Annotated in this window: 13 protein-coding genes; 11 read left to right on the top strand and 2 right to left on the bottom strand. The window is 59.6% G+C overall.

Going from position 1 to position 22,925, the window contains the following annotated elements:
• Window positions 1-1,336: 1,336 nt before the first annotated feature.
• Complete coding sequence (locus tag ML_RS00445) at window positions 1,337-2,047, bottom strand: hypothetical protein (protein ID WP_010907514.1); 711 nt, start codon at window positions 2,045-2,047, stop codon at window positions 1,337-1,339.
• Between the two features lie 233 nt (window positions 2,048-2,280).
• Here ML_RS00445 and glf point away from each other — a divergent pair, with 233 nt between their 5' ends.
• The 11 genes from glf (at window position 2,281) to ML_RS00500 (ending at window position 21,606) form a co-directional block, all read left to right on the top strand.
• A complete protein-coding gene (gene glf / locus ML_RS00450) occupies window positions 2,281-3,555 on the top strand; it encodes a UDP-galactopyranose mutase (protein ID WP_231846668.1) in 1,275 nt (424 codons plus the stop codon).
• Complete coding sequence (locus tag ML_RS00455; RefSeq protein ID WP_010907516.1) at window positions 3,555-5,486, top strand: glycosyltransferase; 1,932 nt, start codon at window positions 3,555-3,557, stop codon at window positions 5,484-5,486. The genes glf and ML_RS00455 overlap by 1 nt, the downstream gene beginning before the upstream one ends.
• Window positions 5,479-6,057 carry a phosphatase PAP2 family protein gene (locus ML_RS00460; protein WP_010907517.1) on the top strand — a complete coding sequence of 193 codons (579 nt, stop codon included), beginning with the start codon at window positions 5,479-5,481 and terminating at the stop codon, window positions 6,055-6,057. The genes ML_RS00455 and ML_RS00460 overlap by 8 nt, the downstream gene beginning before the upstream one ends.
• Window positions 6,054-6,962 (top strand): decaprenyl-phosphate phosphoribosyltransferase, encoded by a 909-nt coding sequence (locus ML_RS00465; RefSeq protein ID WP_010907518.1) that lies wholly within the window; start codon window positions 6,054-6,056, stop codon window positions 6,960-6,962. Before ML_RS00460 ends, ML_RS00465 begins: the two co-directional genes overlap by 4 nt.
• Complete coding sequence (gene aftB, locus ML_RS00470) at window positions 6,949-8,952, top strand: terminal beta-(1->2)-arabinofuranosyltransferase (RefSeq protein ID WP_414085577.1); 2,004 nt, start codon at window positions 6,949-6,951, stop codon at window positions 8,950-8,952. Before ML_RS00465 ends, aftB begins: the two co-directional genes overlap by 14 nt.
• A 388-nt stretch (window positions 8,953-9,340) precedes the next feature.
• Entirely contained in the window at window positions 9,341-10,333 is a 993-nt protein-coding gene (gene ag85A / locus ML_RS00475; protein WP_010907520.1) for a diacylglycerol acyltransferase/mycolyltransferase Ag85A, read from the top strand.
• Between the two features lie 160 nt (window positions 10,334-10,493).
• Window positions 10,494-11,399 carry an esterase family protein gene (locus tag ML_RS00480; protein WP_010907521.1) on the top strand — a complete coding sequence of 302 codons (906 nt, stop codon included), beginning with the start codon at window positions 10,494-10,496 and terminating at the stop codon, window positions 11,397-11,399.
• Between the two features lie 154 nt (window positions 11,400-11,553).
• The gene (gene culp6, locus ML_RS00485) at window positions 11,554-12,564 is read left to right on the top strand and encodes a carboxylesterase Culp6 (protein WP_010907522.1); all 1,011 of its coding nucleotides are present in this window, start codon (window positions 11,554-11,556) and stop codon (window positions 12,562-12,564) included.
• Window positions 12,565-12,800: 236 nt separating this feature from the next.
• A complete protein-coding gene (gene fadD32, locus ML_RS00490) occupies window positions 12,801-14,690 on the top strand; it encodes a long-chain-fatty-acid--AMP ligase FadD32 (RefSeq protein WP_041322279.1) in 1,890 nt (629 codons plus the stop codon).
• A gap of 101 nt (window positions 14,691-14,791) precedes the next feature.
• On the top strand, window positions 14,792-20,056 hold the full coding sequence (gene pks13 / locus ML_RS00495) for a polyketide synthase Pks13 (protein ID WP_414085578.1): 5,265 nt from the start codon (window positions 14,792-14,794) through the stop codon (window positions 20,054-20,056).
• Window positions 20,053-21,606, top strand: coding sequence for an acyl-CoA carboxylase subunit beta (locus ML_RS00500; protein ID WP_010907525.1), 1,554 nt, complete (start codon window positions 20,053-20,055; stop codon window positions 21,604-21,606). The genes pks13 and ML_RS00500 overlap by 4 nt, the downstream gene beginning before the upstream one ends.
• A gap of 463 nt (window positions 21,607-22,069) precedes the next feature.
• Here ML_RS00500 and ML_RS00505 read toward each other — a convergent pair whose 3' ends face one another.
• Complete coding sequence (locus ML_RS00505) at window positions 22,070-22,300, bottom strand: hypothetical protein (RefSeq protein WP_156517095.1); 231 nt, start codon at window positions 22,298-22,300, stop codon at window positions 22,070-22,072.
• Between the last annotated feature and the right edge of the window lie 625 nt (window positions 22,301-22,925).

The following is a 22,925-nucleotide window of genomic DNA, read 5'->3' on the forward strand; positions in this document are numbered from 1 at the left end:
TTTTCGCGCTAGTCGGCAACTCGACCTGGCCATGTTCGTAACTCGGCGAGGCCCAGGAATTGTAGATCGCATCGCTATCTAGCCCTTTGATCAGCTTATTATCCGGCGGGTCGTTGAATTCTGTCCTGGATTTCATCTATAAGTGCGTGGTCTGTATTGTCCGGTTAATCGATGTTGCCGGCGTCGCGATGGGTGAAGATGGAGAGCAAGGTCGCGGTGGCGTCAGCCGGAAAGGTGGTGTAGCGGTTCCCCGTTGATTCCAGTGCGACCGTGCCATTGGATCGATCCGTCCCAGGCTTAGGCTCCAGCTGGGCAGTCGGCCTACGGTTCGGATTTGGATCGGCGTTGGCGCCATGTCGTCAAAGTCGCCGATCATGGCGACCCCGCAGGTGCTGTGATTGCACCCGCCAGTGTGGAAGTTCTTTGCCTGCTTAGTGAGCTTACCCGGCTATGTCCTCGAACACTTGGCCGTTATTTGTCGACTAGCGCGTTATGAGCGATGTTGCACCATCCCAGCGTTTTGCTGTGGTAAGTGTAGATCGCCTTGCCGATCCCGGGTCATTTCCACCACCGAATGTCATGGCTAGCCGGGGTTTGGTGCAAGACCGCGGCACCAACCCCGTAGTCGTGCTGCGAGTACCGCATCGCAGCAACTTGTCGGCTGCCCCATTCTGCGCGTCTGGCCAGCTTCCAGGTGACTGTTTCCTGGGTGGTTGGGTCCGAAGTCCGAAGTCAATTCCTTTGTGGTCGGCTTGTAGCTCAAGCGGTGTTTATCGGGCTTATCTGGTTTTTCGGCGCAGCGCTGAGTGTCCGGGTCACTGGACCGCATAGGTGGGACCGGTGACTGCGATTTGCATAGTTCTGGTGGTACTCCGATGAACACTGGATCTGTGCTGCGCGGTCTTTTGTTTCTGTCGACCGGACTTTGCACCTGGTGCTGGGGTAGACGGCCGTGATCTGATCTCATATTCGGCTTGGCACCAGGGCCTCCCAAGAACCACCAGGGCGTTTTGGGCGCACGCCGGGGCGGTGTTTCGAACTGGTTGGACCGAGAGCCCCTTCGCGTGCCGGATCCGCGCACCACTATACGGTGACCACGTTTCCACGATAGCGGTGAGCAACATCGTTAGGCTGTGGGGTGACACTAGTCCCGATATTACGTGTCCTTCATAATTATTATTTATGAGACTATACGGTGTATGCGTACGGAATCTCGCTCAAAGCCTGCTTGTTGTTGGCCCCGTAGCCCCATAGTAAGGTTAGTTCCTGGGCGGTTTTTTGGTCGTTGGGCCAAGTCCGACCCTGCGGTGCCGTCAGGTGACAGGTTCTTCGACTGCTACGTGACAGGAATCAGTGATATCGCGGCCGGCGTTACTGAGCCCGACAAGTCACCGGCTACGTTGCCGTTCTGGACGCCCTGCATGACCGCTGGCATCACCACACCCTTGATTAGGTCCATGACCTGGCTGGCGCCCAACTGGTTCGCAACTTTTAGCAGGTCATTTACAAGCTCACCGCTGCTGGTACTGATCGGTGATGTACCGCCCAACGTGGAGGGATCGCCGAGGATCGGATAGGTGCCGTCGGTGCCCGGGTCCAATGAAATTGGTGTGGTGATCGGTACCTCGCTGGGGCAGGTGCCACCCAGGTTCAGGTCCGGTGCGGTACATATCGGGCTGCCTGTCACAGGTGGTGTCAGTCCCGTGCCCGGCGCGGTGAGCACAGGTGTCCCTAGCTCCTGATTTGTCAGATCGGGGCTGGTCAAACCGGGAGTTCTCAGGCCATTACCTGGATCATCGGTGCCAGTTAGCGAAGGCACCGGCGGTAGGTTGATGCCGAACTGCGACAGTCCCTGCGAGATCGCGTCCAGCACTTCTCCGGGCAGGTCGGCTATCGATGCTGCTTGTTTGAATTCATAGTGTTTGGCCGCGGGTTTGGCGCTCGCGGTCGGTTCGTAAACAAGGAAATATGCGCATGGACTGGCGATTGCTAGGGTGGCGACCGTGCTTATGGCTGTCGAAAGCTTGCATCGGCGTCGGTTCGGCACGGAAGTCTCCTCAATCTGGACTATTTGTGTTGTCGGGCTTGCTTGCCCTCGACGTCTCGAGTGCGCAGGATTAGCCCCACACGGTTGATGGTACGAGTATGGTTAGTGTGACCAGAGTGGTTATATTGAATCGTGAGGTAATTGCGACCTTGAGTTCGCCACTCGATTACTGCCGTTGTTAGCCGTTCCTGCCCGGTCGAATCACGACCAACCCGAGCCGTCACATAAGGGTTATGCCCGAAAAGGTCAGATACTCTAGGCAACCGATGACCGTTAGTTTTGATCTCTTCGTTGTTGGCTCGGGGTTTTTCGGCCTGACAATTGCCGAGCGTGTGGCGACCCAGCTAGGCAAGCGTGTGCTTATTGTCGAGAAGCGTCCGCATATCGGTGGTAACGCCTATTCCGAAGCCGAGCCGCAGACCGGCATCGAAGTTCACAAGTACGGTGCCCACCTGTTCCATACCTCTAGTAAGAGAGTGTGGGACTACGTGCGGCAGTTCACTGAGTTCACCGACTACCGGCACCGGGTTTTCGCGGTGCACAACGGGCAGGTATACCAGTTTCCGATGGGACTGGGTCTGGTGTCGCAATTCTTCGGCAGGTACTTCACTCCTGACGAAGCGCGACAGCTGATTGCCGAGCAGGCCTCTGAAATTGATACGGCGGATGCAAAGACCCTTGAAGAGAAAGCTATATCACTGATTGGCCGGCCGCTCTATGAGGCGTTTGTCAAGGGATACACGGCAAAGCAATGGCAGACCGACCCCGCCGAGCTTCCGGCTGCCGTGATTAGTCGGCTGCCGGTGCGCTACACCTTTGACAACCGATACTTCAGCGACATCTACGAGGGCCTGCCGGTCGACGGTTACACGGCATGGTGCACGAAGATGGCCGACGACGACCGCATCGAAGTAAGGTTTGGCACCGACTGGTTCGATGTTGCCGATCAACTGCGTGCCGACAGCCTCGGAGCCCCGGTTGTTTACACCGGCCCGCTGGACCGCTACTTTGACTACGCTGCAGGCCGCCTCGGCTGGCGGACCCTGGACTTCGAGGTGGAAGTGCTACCTATCGGTGACTTTCAGGGGACGCCGGTGATGAACTACAGTGATCTCGATGTGCCTTTCACGCGCATACACGAGTTTCGTCACTTCCACCGCGAGCGCCATTACCCGATTGACAAGACGGTGATAATGCGGGAGTACTCCCGCTTCGCGGGGTATGACGATGAACCCTACTATCCTATCAACACTGAGGCCGACCGCGCCATGTTGGCAGCCTATCGGGCCAAGGCTAAGTCTGAGACGGCGTCGTCGAAGGTACTGTTCGGCGGGCGGCTGGGTACCTACCAATATTTGGATATGCATATGGCCATTGCCGCCGCGTTGAACATGTACGATAACATCCTTGCACCGCACCTGCGTGACGGTTCTCCCCTGATGGAGGAACCAGCGGTAGCTGCTGCACAGCACGCAGCGCCAGCTATCGGACGGGAAGGCGGCGCGTAATGACTGCCGTGAGTCTGCTTGCCCGAGTCATTTTGCCGCGTCCGGGTGATCCTCTCGATGTCCGCAAGTTGTATTTAGTGGAGTCGATCACCAACGCTCGGCGTGCGCATGCTTTGAGCCCCACCACGTTGCAGATCGGTGCGGAGTCCGAGGTATCGTTCGCCACGTACTTCAATGCGTTCCCGGCCAGTTACTGGCGCCGCTGGACTATCTGCAAGTCGGTGGTGCTACGGGTTGAGGTGACCGGAGCTGGTCGCGTCGACGTCTACCGCACCAAGGCCAACGGTGCCCGCATTTTCGTCGAAGGCCGCGAGTTCGCCGGTGTTGAGGATGACGCCAGTAAGGCTCAGGTCGTGGAACTCGAAGTTGGGCTGCAGCCGTTCGAGGACGGCGGCTGGATTTGGTTCGACATCACCGCCGAAACCAGGGTAACCTTGTGCAGCGGTGGCTGGTACGCTACTTCCCCGGCTCCGGGCAGGGCCAATATCGCGGTAGGCATACCGACGTTCAATCGGCCCGCAGACTGTACCAACGCGCTGGCCGAACTCACCGCTGACCCGTTGGTGGACGAAGTGATTGGGGCGGTGATCGTGCCCGATCAGGGTGTCCGGAAAGTGCGGGATCATCCGGACTTCCCGGAGGCGGCTGCCCGGCTGGGCGATCGGCTTTCCATTCACGACCAGCCCAACCTAGGCGGTTCCGGCGGCTATAGCCGAGTGATGTATGAAGCGCTGAAAAACACTGACTGTCAACAGATTTTGTTCATGGACGACGACATTCGCATTGAGCCGGACTCGATTCTGCGGGTTTTGGCGATGCACCGCTTCGCCAAGAGTCCAATGCTGGTGGGCGGCCAGATGCTTAGTCTGCAGGAGCCGTCGCACCTGCACATCATGGGCGAGGTGGTGAACCGATCGAACTTTATTTGGACTGCCGCGCCGCACGCCGAGTACGACCACGATTTCGTCGAATACCCGTTGAACGACAAAGAAGACAAAAGCAAGCTGCTCCACCGGCGTATCGACGTAGACTATAATGGCTGGTGGACGTGCATGATCCCGCGGCAAGTCGCCGAAGAATTGGGACAGCCGCTGCCGCTGTTCATCAAGTGGGATGACGCCGACTACGGTCTGCGGGCCGCCGAGCACGGCTATCCAACGGTCACACTGCCCGGCGCGGCGATCTGGCACATGGCCTGGAGCGATAAAGATGACGCCATCGACTGGCAGGCCTACTTTCATTTGCGCAACCGGTTGGTGGTCGCGGCTATGCACTGGGATGGCGACGTCACCGGCCTGGTCCGCAGTCATCTGAAGGCGACACTGAAACACCTTGCCTGTCTTGAATATTCAACAGTGGCAATCCAGAACAAGGCTATCGACGACTTCTTGGCCGGCCCGGACCACATCTTCTCGATTCTGGAATCAGCGCTCCCTGAAGTGCACCGTATGCGCAAGGAATACCCCGACGCGGTTGTCTTGCCAGCAGCCACTGAATTGCCGCCTCCTGTGCACAAAAACAAGGTGATGAAGCCACCGGAGAATCCGCTCTCTATAGTCTATCGACTGTTGCGCGGTATATTCCACAACCTTACTGCGGCAGACCCCGAATGCCACAAACGCCCGGAATTCAACATACCCACTCAGGACGCGCGCTGGTTCCGGCTATGCACGGTTGACGGTGTCACCGTCACCACCGCCGACGGATGCGGCGTGGTCTACCGACAGCGTGACCGGGCCAAGATGTTTTTACTGCTGTTTTCCTCACTGCACCGTCAGCTTCAGCTGGCGCGTAGGTTCGACGAGCTGCGCAAGATCTACCGCGATGCATTGCCCGTGTTGTCTAGCAAGCAGAAGTGGGAGATGGCGTTGTTGCCGCTCCCAGACTCTCCTACACGCTTCCCCGCCGAACAAGAGCCCGAGCATGCCTGAAGATAAGGCGCCTACTGGCGAGTTGGCCGCTATCGCGGCTGTTCAGTCGGTGTTGGTTGACCGACCCGGTGTGCTGCCCACGGCACGAGGAATGTCGCACTTCGGAGAACACAGCATCGGCTGGCTGGCGATATCATTACTTGGCGCGATCCTGGTGCCGTGCCGCCGTCGGTACTGGCTGGTGGCGGGGGCCGGCGTGTTTGCTGCACATGTGGCTGCCGTGCTGATCAAACGGATGGTCCGGCGTATCCGGCCGAACCATCCGGCCGTCACAGTGAATGTCGGTACACCCAGTCCGCTCAGCTTTCCGTCGGCACATGCCACCTCGACCGCAGCCGCGGCCATATTGATCGGTCGAGCTAGCAGACTGCCAAAAGGAATAGTTGCCGCGGTGCTAGTGGCTCCGATGGCGCTGTCGCGGATAGTGCTGGGGGTGCACTATCCCAGTGATGTGGCCTTCGGTGTCGTGCTCGGTGCCGCGGTCGCAGGTACTACCGCCCGTTTCGATAGCCGGTTATCACGCAGATGGACTGTCCAACACGGCCTCAGCTCGGGAAGTGCGGTCAAATGAGCGAAGACGTGATGATCGGTTCTTCGGGGAACCTGGTCATCGGGGTGGTTAAGGCGATTCGCCCGCGGCAGTGGGTGAAGAACGTGCTGGTGTTGGCTGCGCCGTTAGCCGGTTTGGGCGGCGGCATGCACTACAGATATGCTGAACTACTGACCGAAGTGTCGCTAGCTTTCGTGGTATTTAGTCTGGCGGCCTCGTCGGTGTACTTGATCAACGACGTGCGCGACATCGAGGCTGACCAGGAGCACCCGACCAAGAGGTTCCGCCCGATCGCAGCCGGCGTGGTGACCGAGTGGCTGGCCTACACTCTCGCAGTGGTGCTGGGGGTGGCCTCCCTGGTCGTTGCCTGGCTAATGACGCCAAATTTGGCACTAGTAATGGTGATCTACATTGGCATGCAGCTGGGCTACTGCTTCGGCCTCAAACACCAAGCAGTGGTCGACATCTGCATCGTGTCGTCGGCATATTTGATCCGGGCAATTGCCGGCGGTGTGGCCACCAACATCCCATTGTCACAGTGGTTTTTGCTGACAGCGGCGTTCGGATCGCTATTCATGGTGGCCGGCAAGCGATATGCCGAGCTGCAATTGACCGAACGCACTGGAGCGGCGATCCGCAAGTCGCTGGAAAGCTACACTAGTACCTATTTGCGATTCGTTTGGACGTTGTCTGCCACCGCGGTGGTGATGTGTTATGGGCTGTGGGCGTTCGAGCGCGACCGCCACTCGGGGTCCTGGTTTGCGGTGTCGATGGTCCCGTTCACTATCGCTATCCTGCGTTACGCGGTGGATGTCGACGGCGGGTTGGCCGGAGAGCCCGAAGGCATCGCGCTACGTGACCGGGTGCTTCAGCTACTGGCACTAACGTGGGCCGGAACAATTGGTGCTGCTGTTGTCTTCGGCTAGTCCCGATCTGACTGGTCTCACGGGCCCAAGGGGTCCGGCGATGCGGCGCCGAATGGTGAGCAGGCAGGTCGGTTGGCCGCTGTTTCCGTACCACATTGTGGTCCGGGTCAGTCTATGGGCCAGTGTGTTGCTGGTGGCTGCGTTGTTTGGTTGGGGGGCCTGGCAACGACGTTGGATCGCTGACGACGGGTTGATCGTCTTGCGCACTGTGCGCAACCTGCTGGCTGGCAACGGGCCGGTGTTCAACCAAGGTGAGCGGGTGGAGGCCAACACTTCCACGGTATGGACCTACCTACTTTATGCGGGCAGCTGGGTCGGCGGGCCGATGCGCTTCGAGTATGTGGCGTTGGCCGCGGCTCTTGTTCTTTCTGTACTTGGCATGGTGTTGCTGATGCTGGGTACAGGCCGGTTGTATGCACCTAGCTTGCAGGGTCGTCAGGCGATCATGCTGCCCGCCGGTGCGCTGGTTTACGTTGCGCTGCCGCCGGCGCGGGACTTCGCCACATCCGGTTTGGAGAGCGGCTTGGTATTGACCTATCTGGGGCTGTTGTGGTGGATGATGGTTTGTTGGGCGCAGCCACTGCGGAATCGGTCGCAAAGCCGACGATTCATCGGTGCACTGGCCTTCGTAGCGGGGTGCAGTGTTCTGGTCCGCCCCGAGTTGGCGCTGATGGGCGGGTCTGCGCTGATCATGCTGATGATCGCGGCTCGGACCTGTTGGCTTCGGGCGCTGATCGTGGTGGCTGGCGGATCCCTGCCAGTTGCCTACCAGCTTTTCCGGATGGGCTACTATGGTTTACTGGTGCCGGGTACCGCCTTGGCCAAGGACGCAGCGGGCGACAAGTGGTCACAAGGCATAATTTATCTGTCGAACTTCAACCAGCCCTACGTACTTTGGGTGCCGTTGGTGCTCTTGGTGCTGTTGGGATTGTTGCTGATGTTGATTCATCGTTGGCCATCATTTATGCACCCTCTGGAGACCCCCGACTCCGGGCGTGTGGCCCGGGCGGTACAAAGCCCGCCGGCTGTCGTGGTCTTTGTCGTCTTCAGCGGACTCCTGCAGGCGTTTTATTGGATCCGGCAAGGCGGCGACTTTATGCACGGCCGGGTGTTGTTGGCGCCGCTATTTTGTTTGCTGGCTCCGGTCGTGGTCATTCCGGTGGTGATTTCCGAAGGTGCGGACTTTTCGCGGCAGACTGGTAATTGGCTGGCAGGTGTGACCAGCCTGCTGTGGCTGGGGGTTGCGGGTTGGTCGCTGTGGGCAGCTAACTCGCCGGGGATGGGTGATGACGCCACCAACGTCAGCTACTCGGGGATCGTCGACGAGCGACGCTTCTACGCGCAGGCAACCGGTCACGCCCATCCGTTGACTGCGGCCGATTACCTGGGTTATCCACGGATGGCTGCGGTCCTGGTAGCACTCAACAACACCCCTGACGGCGCGTTGTTGCTACCATCTGGCAACTACATTAAGTGGGATCTTGTGCCGATGATCCAGCTGTCGCCATCTTCACCAGGAAGTCCCCCGGACAGCCTAGTGTCCCAAAAACCCCAGCACACGGTATTTTTCACCAACCTCGGTATGCTTGGCATGAACGTCGGGCTCGATGTCAGGGTGATCGACCAGATCGGGTTGGCAAATCCTCTGGCGCAGCACACCGAACGGCTGCAGCACGGCCGGATCGGGCATGACAAAAACCTCTTCCCGGACTGGGTGATCGCCGACGGTCCCTGGGTGAAATGGTACCCAGGTATTCCTGGCTATCTTGATCAGGCATGGATTGCGCAAGCGGTAGCGGCCCTGCAGTGCTCCGGGACCCAGGCGGTGCTGAGCTCGGTGCGCGCCCCGATGGCCTTGCATCGGTTCATCTCCAACCTGTTGAATTCGTTTGAGTTCACCCGGTACCGGTTCGACCGTGTTCCGCTCTACGAGCTCGTTAGGTGTGGGCTGCCGGTGCCTGACGTGCTTCCTGCTACCCCGCCCGAATGAGCACTCGGCGACGATTCGCAAATGCGTGAAGTTGGCATTTTCGGTCGTTGTGTCGACCTGACCGGCAGGAATTTTAGACAGGCATCGGCTGATGCCGCGAAATACTGACAGCGAAACAGCATATCAAATCCTCACCTGCGCGATGCCGCCAGCCAGACATGTGCGGAAATGTTGTTTTCGGGGCCGCTTGTGGCGTGAAAATCACCGAAAACCGACACCGCATGGTGGTTTGAGTGACTCGCTCGATGCTGGTGGACGCCCTAAGTTGTGGTTGACTACACGGGCACTGCAGCGTTTAGCGCATGCAGTTCTACCTGATTTAAGAGTTCTACCTGATTTAAGGATGCGCCGACACGTAACAATGCGCGTAAAGGATGAGGAAGCAAGAATGAAGTTTGTTGATAGGTTTCGAGGTGCCGTGGCGGGTATGCTGCGCCGACTCGTCGTTGAGGCCATGGGTGTGGCCTTGCTGTCGGCTCTGATCGGTGTCGTCGGCTCGGCCCCCGCGGAAGCGTTCTCCCGGCCGGGATTGCCGGTGGAGTACCTTCAGGTGCCATCACCGTCGATGGGACGTGACATCAAGGTCCAGTTCCAAAACGGCGGCGCCAACTCCCCCGCACTGTACCTGTTAGACGGGTTGCGCGCGCAGGACGATTTCAGCGGTTGGGACATCAATACCACCGCTTTCGAGTGGTACTATCAGTCCGGTATTTCGGTAGTCATGCCGGTCGGAGGACAGTCCAGCTTCTACAGCGACTGGTACAGCCCGGCCTGCGGCAAGGCCGGTTGCCAGACCTACAAATGGGAGACCTTCCTGACTAGCGAGCTGCCGCAGTACCTGCAGAGCAACAAGCAGATAAAGCCCACCGGCAGCGCGGCGGTCGGTCTTTCGATGGCCGGTTTGTCGGCCCTGACGCTGGCGATCTACCACCCGGACCAGTTCATCTATGTTGGCTCGATGTCGGGCTTGCTAGACCCCTCCAACGCAATGGGTCCCTCGCTAATCGGTCTGGCGATGGGTGACGCCGGCGGCTACAAGGCCGCGGATATGTGGGGCCCGTCCACGGACCCGGCATGGAAGCGCAACGACCCGACGGTGAACGTTGGCACCCTGATTGCCAACAACACTCGCATCTGGATGTACTGTGGTAATGGCAAGCCTACGGAATTGGGCGGCAACAACTTGCCCGCCAAGTTGCTCGAGGGCTTAGTGCGTACCAGCAACATCAAATTCCAGGACGGTTACAACGCAGGCGGCGGTCACAACGCCGTCTTCAACTTCCCGGACAGCGGGACACACAGCTGGGAGTACTGGGGCGAACAGCTGAACGACATGAAGCCTGACCTTCAGCAGTATTTAGGGGCTACCCCGGGTGCTTAGCCTATACCGCTAACGGCGGCGACCTGTGGAGGTCGCCGCCGTTAGCTATTTCCGGGTAGCTTCAACCCGTGTGGTGTTATTCACTACCCCACGGAGGTGGGTTCGCCTTGCATCGAATCATCGAATACTGTTCACGCAGCATCGGCGATGGAGGTTAGGCGTGCGGGGTCTGTCAGCAGTTGTGCGGGTGCTCTGCGTCGCCGCCCTGGCAGTAGGGGTGTTCGCTGCGGCCGTACTACTGGCGGGAACCGCTGGCAACGCCAAGGCTGCGGGTTACGAATCCTTGATGGTGCCGTCGAACGCAATGGGCCGGGATATTCCGGTCGCTTTCATGGCCGGGGGGCCGCACGCGGTGTACCTGCTTGATGCCTTCAACGCCGCCTTGGATGTCAGTAACTGGGTTACTGCGGGCAATGCGATGACCACGTTGGGAGGCAGGGGTATCTCGGTGGTGGCTCCCGCCGGCGGCGCCTACAGCATGTACACAAACTGGGAGAATGACGGCAGCAAGCAGTGGGATACCTTCCTGTCCAGCGAGCTTCCCGACTGGCTGGCCACCAAACGGGGTTTGGCGCCCGACGGCCACGCGGCCGTCGGCGCCTCGCAGGGTGGGTATGCTGCGCTGGCGCTGGCGGCTTTCCACCCCGACCGTTTCGGCTTCGCTGGTTCGTTGTCCGGGTTTGTGTACCCCTCGAGCACAAACTACAATGGTGCCATTCTTGCTGGCCTGCAGCAGTTTGGCGGTATCGACGGCAACGGGATGTGGGGCGCCCCGCAGCTGGGCCGGTGGAAGTGGCATGACCCCTACGTGCATGCTTCGCTTTTGGCGCAGAACAACACCCGCGTGTGGGTCTACAGTCCGATGACTATGGGTGGCGACATCGACGCAATGATTGGTCAGGCAGTCGCATCGATGGGCAGCTCCCGGGAGTTTTACCAACAGTACCGCAGCGTCGGTGGGCACAACGGTCACTTTGACTTCTCGGGTGGTGGTGACAACGGCTGGGGGGCGTGGGCGCCGCAGTTGGCTGCTATGTCGGGCGATATCGTCGGCGCCATTCGCTAGGGAGGAACCAGTGGCACGGGAGGTGTTGTGGTGACGAGCCGGTATCGTGTATGGGGCGTGCTCGGATGGTTAGCGGTGAGCATCGCCACCGCACACCGTATGTGCACCGGAACCTTCCGAGGGACCTGCCGATTCTGTTAGCAGGAGATCCCGAATGGTCGAGAAAGTGCCACGTAAGCGCCACCGAGTCCTCGCCTGGACGGCTGCCTTGTCGATGGCGGCCGTCGTGGCGCTGGCCATTGTGGCTGTGGTGATCCTGTTGCGCAGCGCCGAATCCCCGCGCAGTTCACTGCCTCCCGGTGTGCTGCCCATTCCGTCTACCGCACCTCACCCCCGGAAACCCCGACCCGCTTTTCAAGACGTGTCCTGCCCCGATGTGCAGTTGCTCGTTGTTCCTGGCACTTGGGAGTCGTCTTTGCAGGACAATCCACTTGATCCGGTGCAATTTCCCGATGCGTTGCTGCGCAACTCGACTATGACGATCGGCCAGCAGTTTCCCACCTCCCGAGTGCAGACGTACACGATTCCGTACACCGCGCAGTTCCACAATCCGCTAAGTGGCGACAAGCAGATGACCTATAACGACAGCCGTGCGGAAGGTACCCGCGCAATGGTTCAAGAGATGATCAATGTGAATAACAAGTGCCCGTTGACTAGTTACGTACTGGTGGGTTTTTCGCAGGGCGCGGTGATCGCCGGCGACATTACCAGCGATATCGGGAACGGCCACGGACCCGTCGATGACGATCTGGTGCTCGGTGTGACACTGATTGCCGATGGCCGTCGGCAACAGGGAGTTGGTAACGACATCGGGCCCAACCCTCCGGGTGAGGGTGCCGAGGTTACCTTGCATGAGGTGCCAGTTCTGTCGGGGCTCGGTATGACCATGACGGGCGCGCGGCCTGGTGGGTTTGGCGTGCTGCACAGTAGGACCAATGAGATTTGCGCTCCCGGCGACCTCATTTGCGCTGCCCCAGCGGAGGCATTCAGTGTCGCTAATCTGCCTGCCACACTGAACACCCTGGCCAGCGGCGCCGGTCAGCCTATCCACGCGATGTATGCTACTGCCCAGTTCTGGGATCTTGACGGAGCGCCCGCGACCGTTTGGACATTGAATTGGGTACATCGGCTTATCGAAGGTGCGCCGCATCCTAAACATGGATGAGATGGCCTAGAATAGGCCTCTAGTGTGCACGATCACCGTAACCTTGTGATTTGGTCTGTCGCGCGAGACCACTTAACATTAAGAGAAATTTAAGATCATGTGGTTGACCCGTTCGGGTCGAAGCTAGCAGTGGCCAGCGCACGCCTAAATGTGCGTCGTTCGAAGGTTGGCCCGGGTGCAGGTTGGAACTGTCGGCGAAGCCGACCGAGAGATGTGTCGTGACAGGAGAGGGTCGCATGGCGTACCACAACCCGTTCATTGTGAATGGAAAGATCAGGTTCCCGCCTAATACCAACCTGGTCCGTCACGTCGAAAAGTGGGCAAAGGTTCGCGGCGACAAGTTGGCTTATCGATTCCTGGACTTCTCCACCGGCCGCGATGGTGTCGCGCGCGACATTTTGTGGTCCGAATTCAGCGCCCGCAACCGAGCGGTGGGCGCCCGCTTACAACAAGTCACCCAGCCGGGTGACCGCATCGCCATCCTATGTCCGCAGAACCTGGACTACCTGATCTCCTTCTTCGGTGCCCTGTATTCCGGCCGGATCGCGGTGCCGTTGTTCGACCCGGCCGAGCCGGGGCATGTCGGCCGGTTACACGCAGTGCTCGACGATTGCACTCCCTCGACTATCCTAACTACCACCGACTCCGCCGAAGGTGTCCGCAAGTTCATCCGGGGTCGGTTTGCTAAGGAGCGAACTCGCGTTATCGCGGTTGACGCAGTGCCCAACGAGGTTGCCGCCACCTGGCAGCAGCCTGAGGCAAACGAGGAAACCGTGGCCTATCTGCAGTACACGTCGGGCTCCACCCGCATTCCGAGCGGCGTGCAGATCACCCACCTGAACCTACCCACCAATGTATTGCAGGTGCTGAATTCCCTGCAAGGACAGGAAGGCGACCGTGGGGTCAGCTGGCTTCCGTTCTTCCACGACATGGGTCTTATTACGGTGCTGCTCCCGTCGGTTCTTGGTCACAGCTTTACCTTTATGACGCCCGCGGCGTTCGTGCGTCGGCCCGGTCGCTGGATTCGCGAACTTGCGCGTAAGCCCGAAGACACCGGCGGCACCTTCTCGGCGGCGCCGAACTTCGCGTTTGAACACGCCGCGATGCGTGGACTGCCTCGAGATGACGAGTTGCCACTGGATCTGAGTAACGTCAAAGGCATCCTCAACGGCAGCGAGCCGGTGTCACCGGCGTCGATGCGCAAGTTTTTCGAAGCGTTTGCGCCGTACGGTTTGAAGCAGACCGCCGTCAAGCCGTCCTACGGGCTAGCCGAAGCTACACTGTTTGTCTCGACCACCCCGATGGACGAGTCGCCCACGGTGATCCACGTGGACCGCTACGAGCTGAACAATCAGCGATTCGTGGAGGTGCCCGCTGATGCACCGAACGCGGTAGCCCAGGTTTCCGCGGGCAAGGTCGGGGTGAGCGAATGGGCGATCATCGTCGATGCCGACACTGCCAGTGAGTTACCAGACGGGCAGATCGGTGAGATCTGGCTGCACGGCAACAACCTCGGTACCGGTTATTGGGGCAAGGAAGAAGAGTCCGCCCAGACCTTCAACAACATCCTCAAATCTCGGATCAGTGAGTCGCGTGCCGAAGGAGCCTCCGACGACGCGTCGTGGGTGCGTACCGGAGACTACGGCACCTACTTCAAGGACCATCTCTATATAGCCGGCCGGATCAAGGACCTCGTCATCATCGATGGCCGCAACCATTACCCGCAGGACCTGGAATACACGGCACAGGAATCGACTAAGGCGTTGCGCGTTGGCTACGTAGCCGCCTTCTCCGTCCCCGCCAACCAATTGGCCCAGGTGGTGCTCGAGGACCCGCACGTCGGCCTAAAGTTCGATGCCGAGGACACCTCCGAGCAGTTGGTGATCGTCGGGGAGCGCGCTGCTGGCACGCACAAGCTTGACTACCAGCCCATCGTTGACGACATCCGCGCGGCTATCGCTGTGAGGCATGGGGTGGCGGTGCGTGATGTGCTGCTGGTGCCGGCCGGAACGATTCCCCGCACTTCCAGCGGCAAGATCGGCCGGCGCGCCTGCCGCGCCGCCTACATTGACGGTAGTCTGCGCAGCGGCGCCAGCTCTCCGACGGTTTTCGCTGCTGAATTCTGAGCAAGGCACACATGGCTGACGTAGACGCACCCCAATTGAACCAGGACCCTCCCCAATTGAACCAGGACCCTCAAGCGAACCTCCCCGCTGAGAAGACCAAGATGCGCTTCGGCGACGATGCAGAGCGAAGCGATGAGGAAGTGCGGCGTATAACACGCATAACAACTGTGCCCGAGATGCGGCAATGGTTGCGCAATTGGGTAGGTAAAGTCGTCGGGAAATCTCCCGACGACATCGACGAGTCGGCGCCTATGGTGGAGCTCGGATTGGCGTCGCGGGATGCTGTGGCGATGGCCGCCGACATCGAAGATCTGACCGGAGTTACCCTGTCGGTTGCGGTGGCATTCCAGTATCCGACCATCGAATCTTTAGCGAACCGCATTATCGAGGGCGAATCGGAAACGATCGACGACGACACCGACGCTTTCGACTGGTCGCGTACAGGCTCCGCAGAGCGCATCGATATCGCGGTGGTGGGCTTGTCGACGCGGCTGCCGGGAGATATGAACTCCCCCGAGGAAACCTGGCGGGCGCTGCTGGAAGGCCGCGACGCCATCACTGATCTGCCCGCCGGCCGTTGGTCGGAATTCCTTGGCGAACCACGGCTGGCGCAGCGAATCGCGCAGGCTCGCACTCGTGGCGGCTATTTGAAGGACATTAAGGGTTTTGACTCAGATTTCTTTGCTGTAGCCAAGACCGAAGCCGAAAACATCGACCCGCAGCAGCGGATGGCGCTGGAACTCACATGGGAAGCCCTCGAGCATGCCCGCATTCCCGCGTCGAGTCTGCGTGGCGAGGCTGTCGGCGTGTATATCGGCAGCTCCACCAACGACTACAGCTTCTTAGCGGTTTCCGACCCAACGATAGCCCACCCCTATGCGATCACCGGTACCAGCAGTTCTATTATCGCTAACCGGGTATCGTACTTCTACGATTTCCGCGGGCCGTCGGTCACTATCGATACCGCATGTTCGAGTTCGCTAGTGGCAATTCATCAGGGCGTGCAGGCACTGCGCAACGGCGAAGCCGATGTGGTTGTGGCCGGCGGTGTTAATGCCTTGATCACGCCAATGGTGACTCTTGGTTTCGACGAGATTGGTTCGGTGCTGGCTCCTGACGGACGGATCAAGTCCTTCTCGTCGGATGCCGATGGCTACACCCGCTCTGAGGGTGGCGGTGTGCTGGTACTCAAGCGGGTGAACGACGCCCGCCGTGACGGGGACCAGATCCTGGCGGTGATCGCCGGCAGCGCGGTAAACCATGACGGTCGGTCCAACGGTCTGATTGCACCCAACCAAGACGCTCAGGCCGACGTGCTGCGCCGGGCCTACAAGGACGCCGGTATCGACCCGCGTACCGTCGACTATATCGAAGCGCACGGCACCGGTACCGTCCTGGGTGACCCGATCGAGGCTGAGGCGCTAGGTCGCGTCGTGGGTAGGGGGCGTCCCGCTGATCGGCCGGCGTTGCTAGGTGCAGTGAAAACCAATGTGGGACACCTGGAATCGGCGGCTGGTGCCGCTAGCATGGTCAAAGTGGTGCTGGCTCTGCAGCATGACAAGTTGCCGCCGTCGATCAATTTCGCCGGACCCAGCCCGTACATCGACTTCGATGCGATGCGCCTGAAGGTTATCGACACGGCGACCGACTGGCCGCGCTACGGCGGTTACGCGCTCGCCGGGGTGTCGAGCTTCGGTTTTGGCGGTGCCAACGCGCACCTGGTGGTGCGTGAGGTGTTGCCGAGGGATGTCATCGAACCTGAGCGGCAACCAGAGTCTCCTGTGCCAGCGGCGGCCACAACCGAGACAGCCATGCTGGAAGGCCGTGTACTGCGGTTTGACGAATGCGGCGAGATCATTACCGACGTCGCCGACTTTGGAGAATCTGAGCCCGAGCTGCCGGGTATGACCGACGAGGCGTTGCAGCTCAAGCAAGCTGCACTGGAAGCGCTTGCAGTAAAACAAGTTACGGCCCCCTTGATTCCGTTGGTAGTGTCATCATTTTTAACCTCACGCAAGAAAGCCGCCGCTGCTGAGCTGGCGGATTGGATGGACAGCCCGCAAGGCCGTGCGTCGTCGCTGGAGTCGATTGGTCGATCGCTGTCACGGCGTAACCACGGTCGCTCCCGTGCAGTAGTGCTGGCCCATTACCATGACGAGGCTATCGAAGGTTTTCGGGCGATCGCCGAGGGCAAGCAGCGGCCGCACGTGTTCAGCGTCGACGGCCCGGTGACCAACGGCCCGGTGTGGGTGTTCGCCGGGTTCGGTGCGCAGCACCGCGAGATGGGCAAGAGCCTGTATTTACGAAACCAGGTCTTTGCCGAGTGGATTGAGAAGGTCGACGCCCTCGTGCAAGATGAGCGAGGCTATTCGGTGCTTGAGCTTATTCTAGATGATGCGCAGGATTACGGTATCGAGACCACTCAGGTAACCATTTTCGCGATCCAGATCGCACTCGGTGAGCTGCTTAAGCATCACGGAGCCAAGCCTGCAGCAGTGGTCGGTCAGTCGCTAGGCGAGGCTGCATGCGCCTACTTTGTTGGTGGGTTGTCGTTGCGCGACGCGACTCGGGCGATCTGCTCGCGTTCGCATTTGATGGGTGAGGGCGAGGCGATGCTGTTTGGCGAGTACATCCGTCTGATGGCGTTGGTGGAGTACTCCGCCGACGAGATCAAGACGGTGTTCTCCGATTTCCCCGATTTAGAGGTGTGCGTCTACGCCGCACCCACCCAGATCGTCATCGGCGGTCCGCCTGAGCAGGTGGACGCGATCATCGCCCGCGCCAAAGCTGAGGGCAAGTTCGCCCGCAAATTCGCAACCAAGGGCGCCAGCCACACCCAGCAGATGGATCCCCTGCTCGGCGAACTCGCTGCGGAACTGCAGGGCATCAAGCCGATGAGCCCGACTGCCGGCATCTACTCGACGGTGCACGAGGGCAGCTACATCAAGCCCGGCTCCGACCCGATTCACGACGTGGATTATTGGAAGAAGGGGCTGCGTCACAGCGTCCATTTCACCCAAGGCATCCGCAATGCCGTCGACAACGGCCACACCACGTTCTTGGAGTTGGCACCCAACGCGGTGGCGCTGATGCAGGTGGGTCTGACTACGGCAGCGGTTGGTTTGCATGACGCACAGCTGATCCCGACGCTTTCCCGCAATCAAGACGAAGTGGAGTCGATGATCTCCACCATGGCGCAGCTTTATGTGTATGGCCACGACTTGGACATCTGGACTCTGTTTAGTCGCGCCGTTGGACCCGAGGATTACGCGGACATTCCGCCGACCCGGTTCAAGCGCAAGGAACATTGGCTCGACGTGCATTTCGCCGGAGACGGTTCGGTGTCCATGCCGGGGAACCATGTTGCATTGCCGGATAGTCGACACGTCTGGGAATTCGCCCCCCGGGATAAAACGGATCTTGCGGCGTTGGTGAGAGCCGCTGTATCGCAAGTACTTCCGGGCGCACACTTGACGGCTGCCGAGCAGCGTGCGATGCCTGGCGCCGGCGCCAGACTGGTGACGATGTTGACTCGACATCCAGGCGGTGCCTCGGTTCAGGTGCATGCCCGCATCGATGAATCCTTCACGCTGGTGTATGATGCATTGGTTGCGCGGGGAGGTCAAGAATCGGTTCTGCCGACGGCAGTAGGTGCGGGAACAGCGATCGCTTCGATCACGGTGCCGGCTGATGCGGTGACGGTAGCCGCCGAGGAGTCGGACGCAGAAATCCTGTCAGATAGCCTGACCAACCGTTATCTACCGTCCGACATGGGCAAGTGGTCACCCGATTCCGGCGAGACCATTGGTCACCGGTTGAGCACGATTGTGGCTGCGGCCATGGGTTACGAACCTGAAGACCTGCCTTGGGAGGTGCCGCTGGTCGAGCTGGGTTTGGACTCGTTGATGGCGGTGCGGATCAAGAATCGTGTTGAGTACGATTTCGACCTGCCGCCGATCCAGTTGCAGGCCGTACGCGACGCTAATCTCTACAATGTCGAGAAGTTGATCGAGTATGCGATCAAGCACCGAGACGACGTCGAGCAGTTACACGAGTACCAGAAGACCCAGACGGCAGCGGCGATCGCCAAGGCGCAGATGGAACTGCTCAGTGGCGTGTCGCCGGTGACGCTGCCCGCTTCCGAGGCTCCGATTCCGCCGCCACCCACGGACCCCACTGACCCGCCCAGTAACGGGGTGCAGCCCAATCTGGTAGCAGCTGCTGAGGCGCTTACCTCAGAAGCGGTTGCCAAGGTGCTCAACTCCGACGTACCGCCGCGTGATGCCGCCGAGCGGGTCACCTTCGCTGCCTGGGCGATCGTCACTGGAAAGTCCCCAGGCGGCATTTTCGATACTTTGCCCAAACTGGATGGTGACACTGCTGCCAAGATGGCGCAGCGGCTTTCCGAGCGCGCTGAAGGGACGATCACTGCCGAGGACGTGCTGACGTCGGAGAACATCGAGGCGCTGGCCGGCAAGGTGCGCAACTATTTGGAGGCTGGACAGATCGATGGGTTCGTCCGCGCTATCCGGCCTCGGGCCGAGGACAGTGCAGAGGGCCCCGCAGGTGAATCCAGAGTGCCGGTGTTTGTTTTCCACCCCGCAGGAGGCTCGACCGTGGTATACGAGCCGTTGCTCAAACGGCTGCCTGCTGATACCCCGATGTACGGCTTCGAGCGGGTTGAAGGCTCGATCGAAGAGCGTGTGGCGGTCTACGTGCCGAAGCTAATCGAGATGCAAGGCGACGGCCCCTACATTCTGGCCGGTTGGTCGTTGGGCGGGGTGCTAGCCTACGCGTGTGCGATCGGGCTGAGGAGCGCGGGTAAAGAGGTCGCGTGGGTGGGGTTGATCGACGCGGTACGTGCGGGCGAGGAGATCCCGCAGACCAAGGAGGAGATCCGAAAGCGCTGGGACCGTTACGCGCGGTTCGCTGAGAGGACCTTCAACGTTACCGTCCCGGAGATCCCTTACGAGCAGCTTGAGGAACTTGACGACGAGGGTCAGGTTCGGTTTGTGCTGGACGTCGTCAGCCAAAGTGGTGTACAGATTCCGGCTGGAATCATCGACCACCAGCGCACGTCGTATCTGGATAACCGGGCGATCGACACTGCCCAGATTCAGCCATACGACGGGCATGTCACCTTGTATATGGCTGATCGCTACCACGACGACGCGATCATGTTCGAGCCGCGCTATGCCGTCCGTAAACCGGACGGCGGCTGGGGAGAGTACGTTTCCGATCTCGAAGTGGTGCCGATCGGTGGCGAGCACATCCAGGCCATCGACGAACCGATCATCGCTAAGGTGGGCGAACATATGAGCCAGGCGTTGAACAAGATTGAGGCTGAGCAGAAGGCGCCCAAATGATTATGAAGAGTACAGCCGAGAAGCTGGCTGAGCTTCGCGTTCGGCTGGAGTTGGCCAACGAGCCCGGAGGTGAAAAGGCCGCCGCCAAGCGCGACAAGAAGAATATCCCAAGTGCCCGTGCCCGCATCTACGCGTTGGTCGATCCGGGCACGTTTCTTGAGATCGGCGCGCTGACGCGCACTCCGGGTGATCCCAACGCGCTCTACGGCGATGGTGTTGTCACCGGACACGGCCTCATTAACGGCCGGCAGGTCGGGGTGTTCTCGCACGACCAGACGGTGTTCGGTGGCACGGTCGGTGAGATGTTCGGCCGCAAAGTGGCCCGGCTCATGGAGTGGTGCGCGATGGCTGGATGCCCGATTGTCGGCATTAACGACTCTGGTGGTGCACGCATCCAAGATGCGGTGACCTCGTTGGCATGGTACGCCGAGTTGGGTCGCCGACACGAGCTACTGAGTGGAATTGTGCCGCAGATCTCTATTGTTTTGGGAAAATGCGCTGGGGGAGCGGTGTATTCGCCGATCCAGACTGACTTGGTGGTTGCGGTGCGTGGCCAGGGTTACATGTTTGTCACCGGCCCTGACGTCATCAAGGACGTGACCGGAGAAGAGGTGAGCTTAGATGAGCTGGGCGGCGTCGACTCCCAGGCTAAGTACGGCAACATCCACCAGGTGGTGGAGTCTGAGGCGGCCGCATTCGGTTACGTGCGGGATTTCCTGTCATTTCTGCCGCCCAACTGCTTCGACAAAGCGCCGATCGTGAACCCTGGCCTGGAGCCTGAGATCATGGCACATGACCTCGAGTTAGACTCAATCGTGCCGGATTCAGACAATACGGCATATGACATGCGTGAGGTTCTGCTACGGATTTTCGATGATGGCCATTTCCTGGACGTCGCCGCACAAGCCGGACAGGCCATCATCACCGGCTATGCCCGTGTTGACGGCCGCACTGTGGGTGTGGTGGCTAACCAGCCTATGCACCTGTCTGGGGCGATTGACAATGAAGCCTCCGACAAGGCTGCGCGGTTTATCCGGTTCTGTGACGCTTTCAATATCCCGTTGGTTTTCGTGGTAGACACGCCTGGGTTCTTGCCGGGGGTAGAGCAGGAGAAAAACGGTATTATCAAGCGCGGCGGTCGGTTCCTTTATGCGGTAGTGGAGGCCGATGTACCGAAGGTGACGATCACGATTCGCAAGTCTTATGGCGGCGCGTACGCGGTGATGGGATCCAAGCAGCTGGCCGCCGACCTGAACTTTGCCTGGCCGACCGCGCGCATCGCCGTGATCGGCGCTGACGGTGCCGCGCAGCTCTTAATGAAACGCTTCCCAGATCCGAGTTCGCCGGACGTCCAGGCGATCCGCAAGACCTTCGTTGACAATTACAATCTCAACATGGCGATCCCGTGGATTGCTGCCGAGCGCGGGTTCATCGACGCTGTGGTTGAGCCGCACCAAACCAGGCTGTTGCTGCGCAAGTCATTACATCTGTTGCGCGACAAGCAGCAGTGGTGGCGGGTGGGACGTAAGCACGGACTCATCCCGTTATAGGGCGATTTTTGCTGGAGGGCACAAGGCCTGTCGGCTTTCAATAAAGTGCTATCGTATGCGCTATTTTTTCAAACGCACATTGGTGTATGTTTCGTGGCTTTGCTTACGATTCGTGAGTCGGAGCAGAAGCAGCCAGCTAATCTGGAACTTTGCGTTATGGCTGGGATAATTTGTGCCTCCCAAACTTGGATGAGAACCCGTCGACTCTAAAATTTAATGATGTGCAACATAATGCAGATAGTACGATCGCTGGTTGCTGACACCGGCGTGGGCAATTTGGTTATTCCATATTCCGATGTGCACGCTGCGCAATGGGACGCTGCACTACCAGTGTGAACACTGAATCGAGCTAGTTGAATTTGTTGATCCGGAGTCTGTATGTGGCATGCTCTACATTGCCCCGCTAGCTTTTATTTATAGCATCAACGCGCCGTACATGAATTCGTTGAAACACTCCAGCGTCTCATCGGAGTCGATGGTCGATGCGAGTACCGCGCAGTGGACCGCGGTCGGCTAGATGGCGTTGCGCATACAGTCGGGCAACGAATGCCTTGCGGTTGTTGCCCCGGGATAGCCTAGTCCAGGCAGCCTGCTCGTTGAGCAACGCACCGGTTAACCGTCCTCCATGGACTAGACCAGCTGATTCGGCCGTGCCTTGACCAGGATAGCCACGCAGGCTGCGTGGTGTCCCCATCATCACCACCGTCGGAGACCGACACAGTGGCGCGTAGCTACGTCAGCAGCGTCTCGTGTGCGTGAGTCTATTCTGTCTATTGCATATAAGTAATACTATGCCGGCCATCGAGATACAGAATGTTGTCGAAGCTCTACCCGATGGTGTTCATGTGCGTATCACGCAGCAGCCGGTGAACCGACCAGTTCTCGATGTGGCTGTCACCTGCGCGATGATCCCAAGACGGCCCACACCTTCAGTTCGGTGATGGCTACCGCAATGCGTTGCCGTATGTTATTGGGTATGGCGTTATCGGGATAATCCGGGCGATGGCAACGGTTTGTTTGTCCGCATTCGCCACGATGAATTGAATAGTCTGCCGCTTCCAAAGCATGACACAGTGACTCTACCAGGGCTCGGCATGCTTTACCTAGATCGACCCAGGTGATATCGCTCCACGCGGTGTTGGCCAGCTCTCCCTTCGTGCAGCCGAGTCCATCGCCGTAGACGGGACTCGCATCACCGCTTGGCTTCCGCATTGACGAATTCCCCCATCGGTCACGACCGATGGGGCGAGCCTTGACTTTGAAGTCGGGGCCCCCGGACACTGTTGCGTAAACGTCGCGGAAGGCGCGCAGCACGAGAA

The sequence above is a fragment of the Mycobacterium leprae TN genome (assembly GCF_000195855.1).
GTDB lineage: Bacteria > Actinomycetota > Actinomycetes > Mycobacteriales > Mycobacteriaceae > Mycobacterium > Mycobacterium leprae.

What these genes read in the sequence shown, in the direction of transcription:
- culp6 (WP_010907522.1), top strand. Translation starts at nt 11,554, where the DNA reads ATGGTCGAGAAAGTGCCACGTAAGCGCCACCGAGTCCTCGCCTGGACG.
- fadD32 (WP_041322279.1), top strand. Translation starts at nt 12,801, where the DNA reads ATGGCGTACCACAACCCGTTCATTGTGAATGGAAAGATCAGGTTCCCG.
- ML_RS00500 (WP_010907525.1), top strand. Translation starts at nt 20,053, where the DNA reads ATGATTATGAAGAGTACAGCCGAGAAGCTGGCTGAGCTTCGCGTTCGG.
- ag85A (WP_010907520.1), top strand. Translation starts at nt 9,341, where the DNA reads ATGAAGTTTGTTGATAGGTTTCGAGGTGCCGTGGCGGGTATGCTGCGC.
- ML_RS00460 (WP_010907517.1), top strand. Translation starts at nt 5,479, where the DNA reads ATGCCTGAAGATAAGGCGCCTACTGGCGAGTTGGCCGCTATCGCGGCT.
- ML_RS00455 (WP_010907516.1), top strand. Translation starts at nt 3,555, where the DNA reads ATGACTGCCGTGAGTCTGCTTGCCCGAGTCATTTTGCCGCGTCCGGGT.
- ML_RS00505 (WP_156517095.1), bottom strand. Translation starts at nt 22,300, where the DNA reads ATGGGGACACCACGCAGCCTGCGTGGCTATCCTGGTCAAGGCACGGCC.
- pks13 (WP_414085578.1), top strand. Translation starts at nt 14,792, where the DNA reads ATGCGCTTCGGCGACGATGCAGAGCGAAGCGATGAGGAAGTGCGGCGT.
- glf (WP_231846668.1), top strand. Translation starts at nt 2,281, where the DNA reads ATGCCCGAAAAGGTCAGATACTCTAGGCAACCGATGACCGTTAGTTTT.
- ML_RS00465 (WP_010907518.1), top strand. Translation starts at nt 6,054, where the DNA reads ATGAGCGAAGACGTGATGATCGGTTCTTCGGGGAACCTGGTCATCGGG.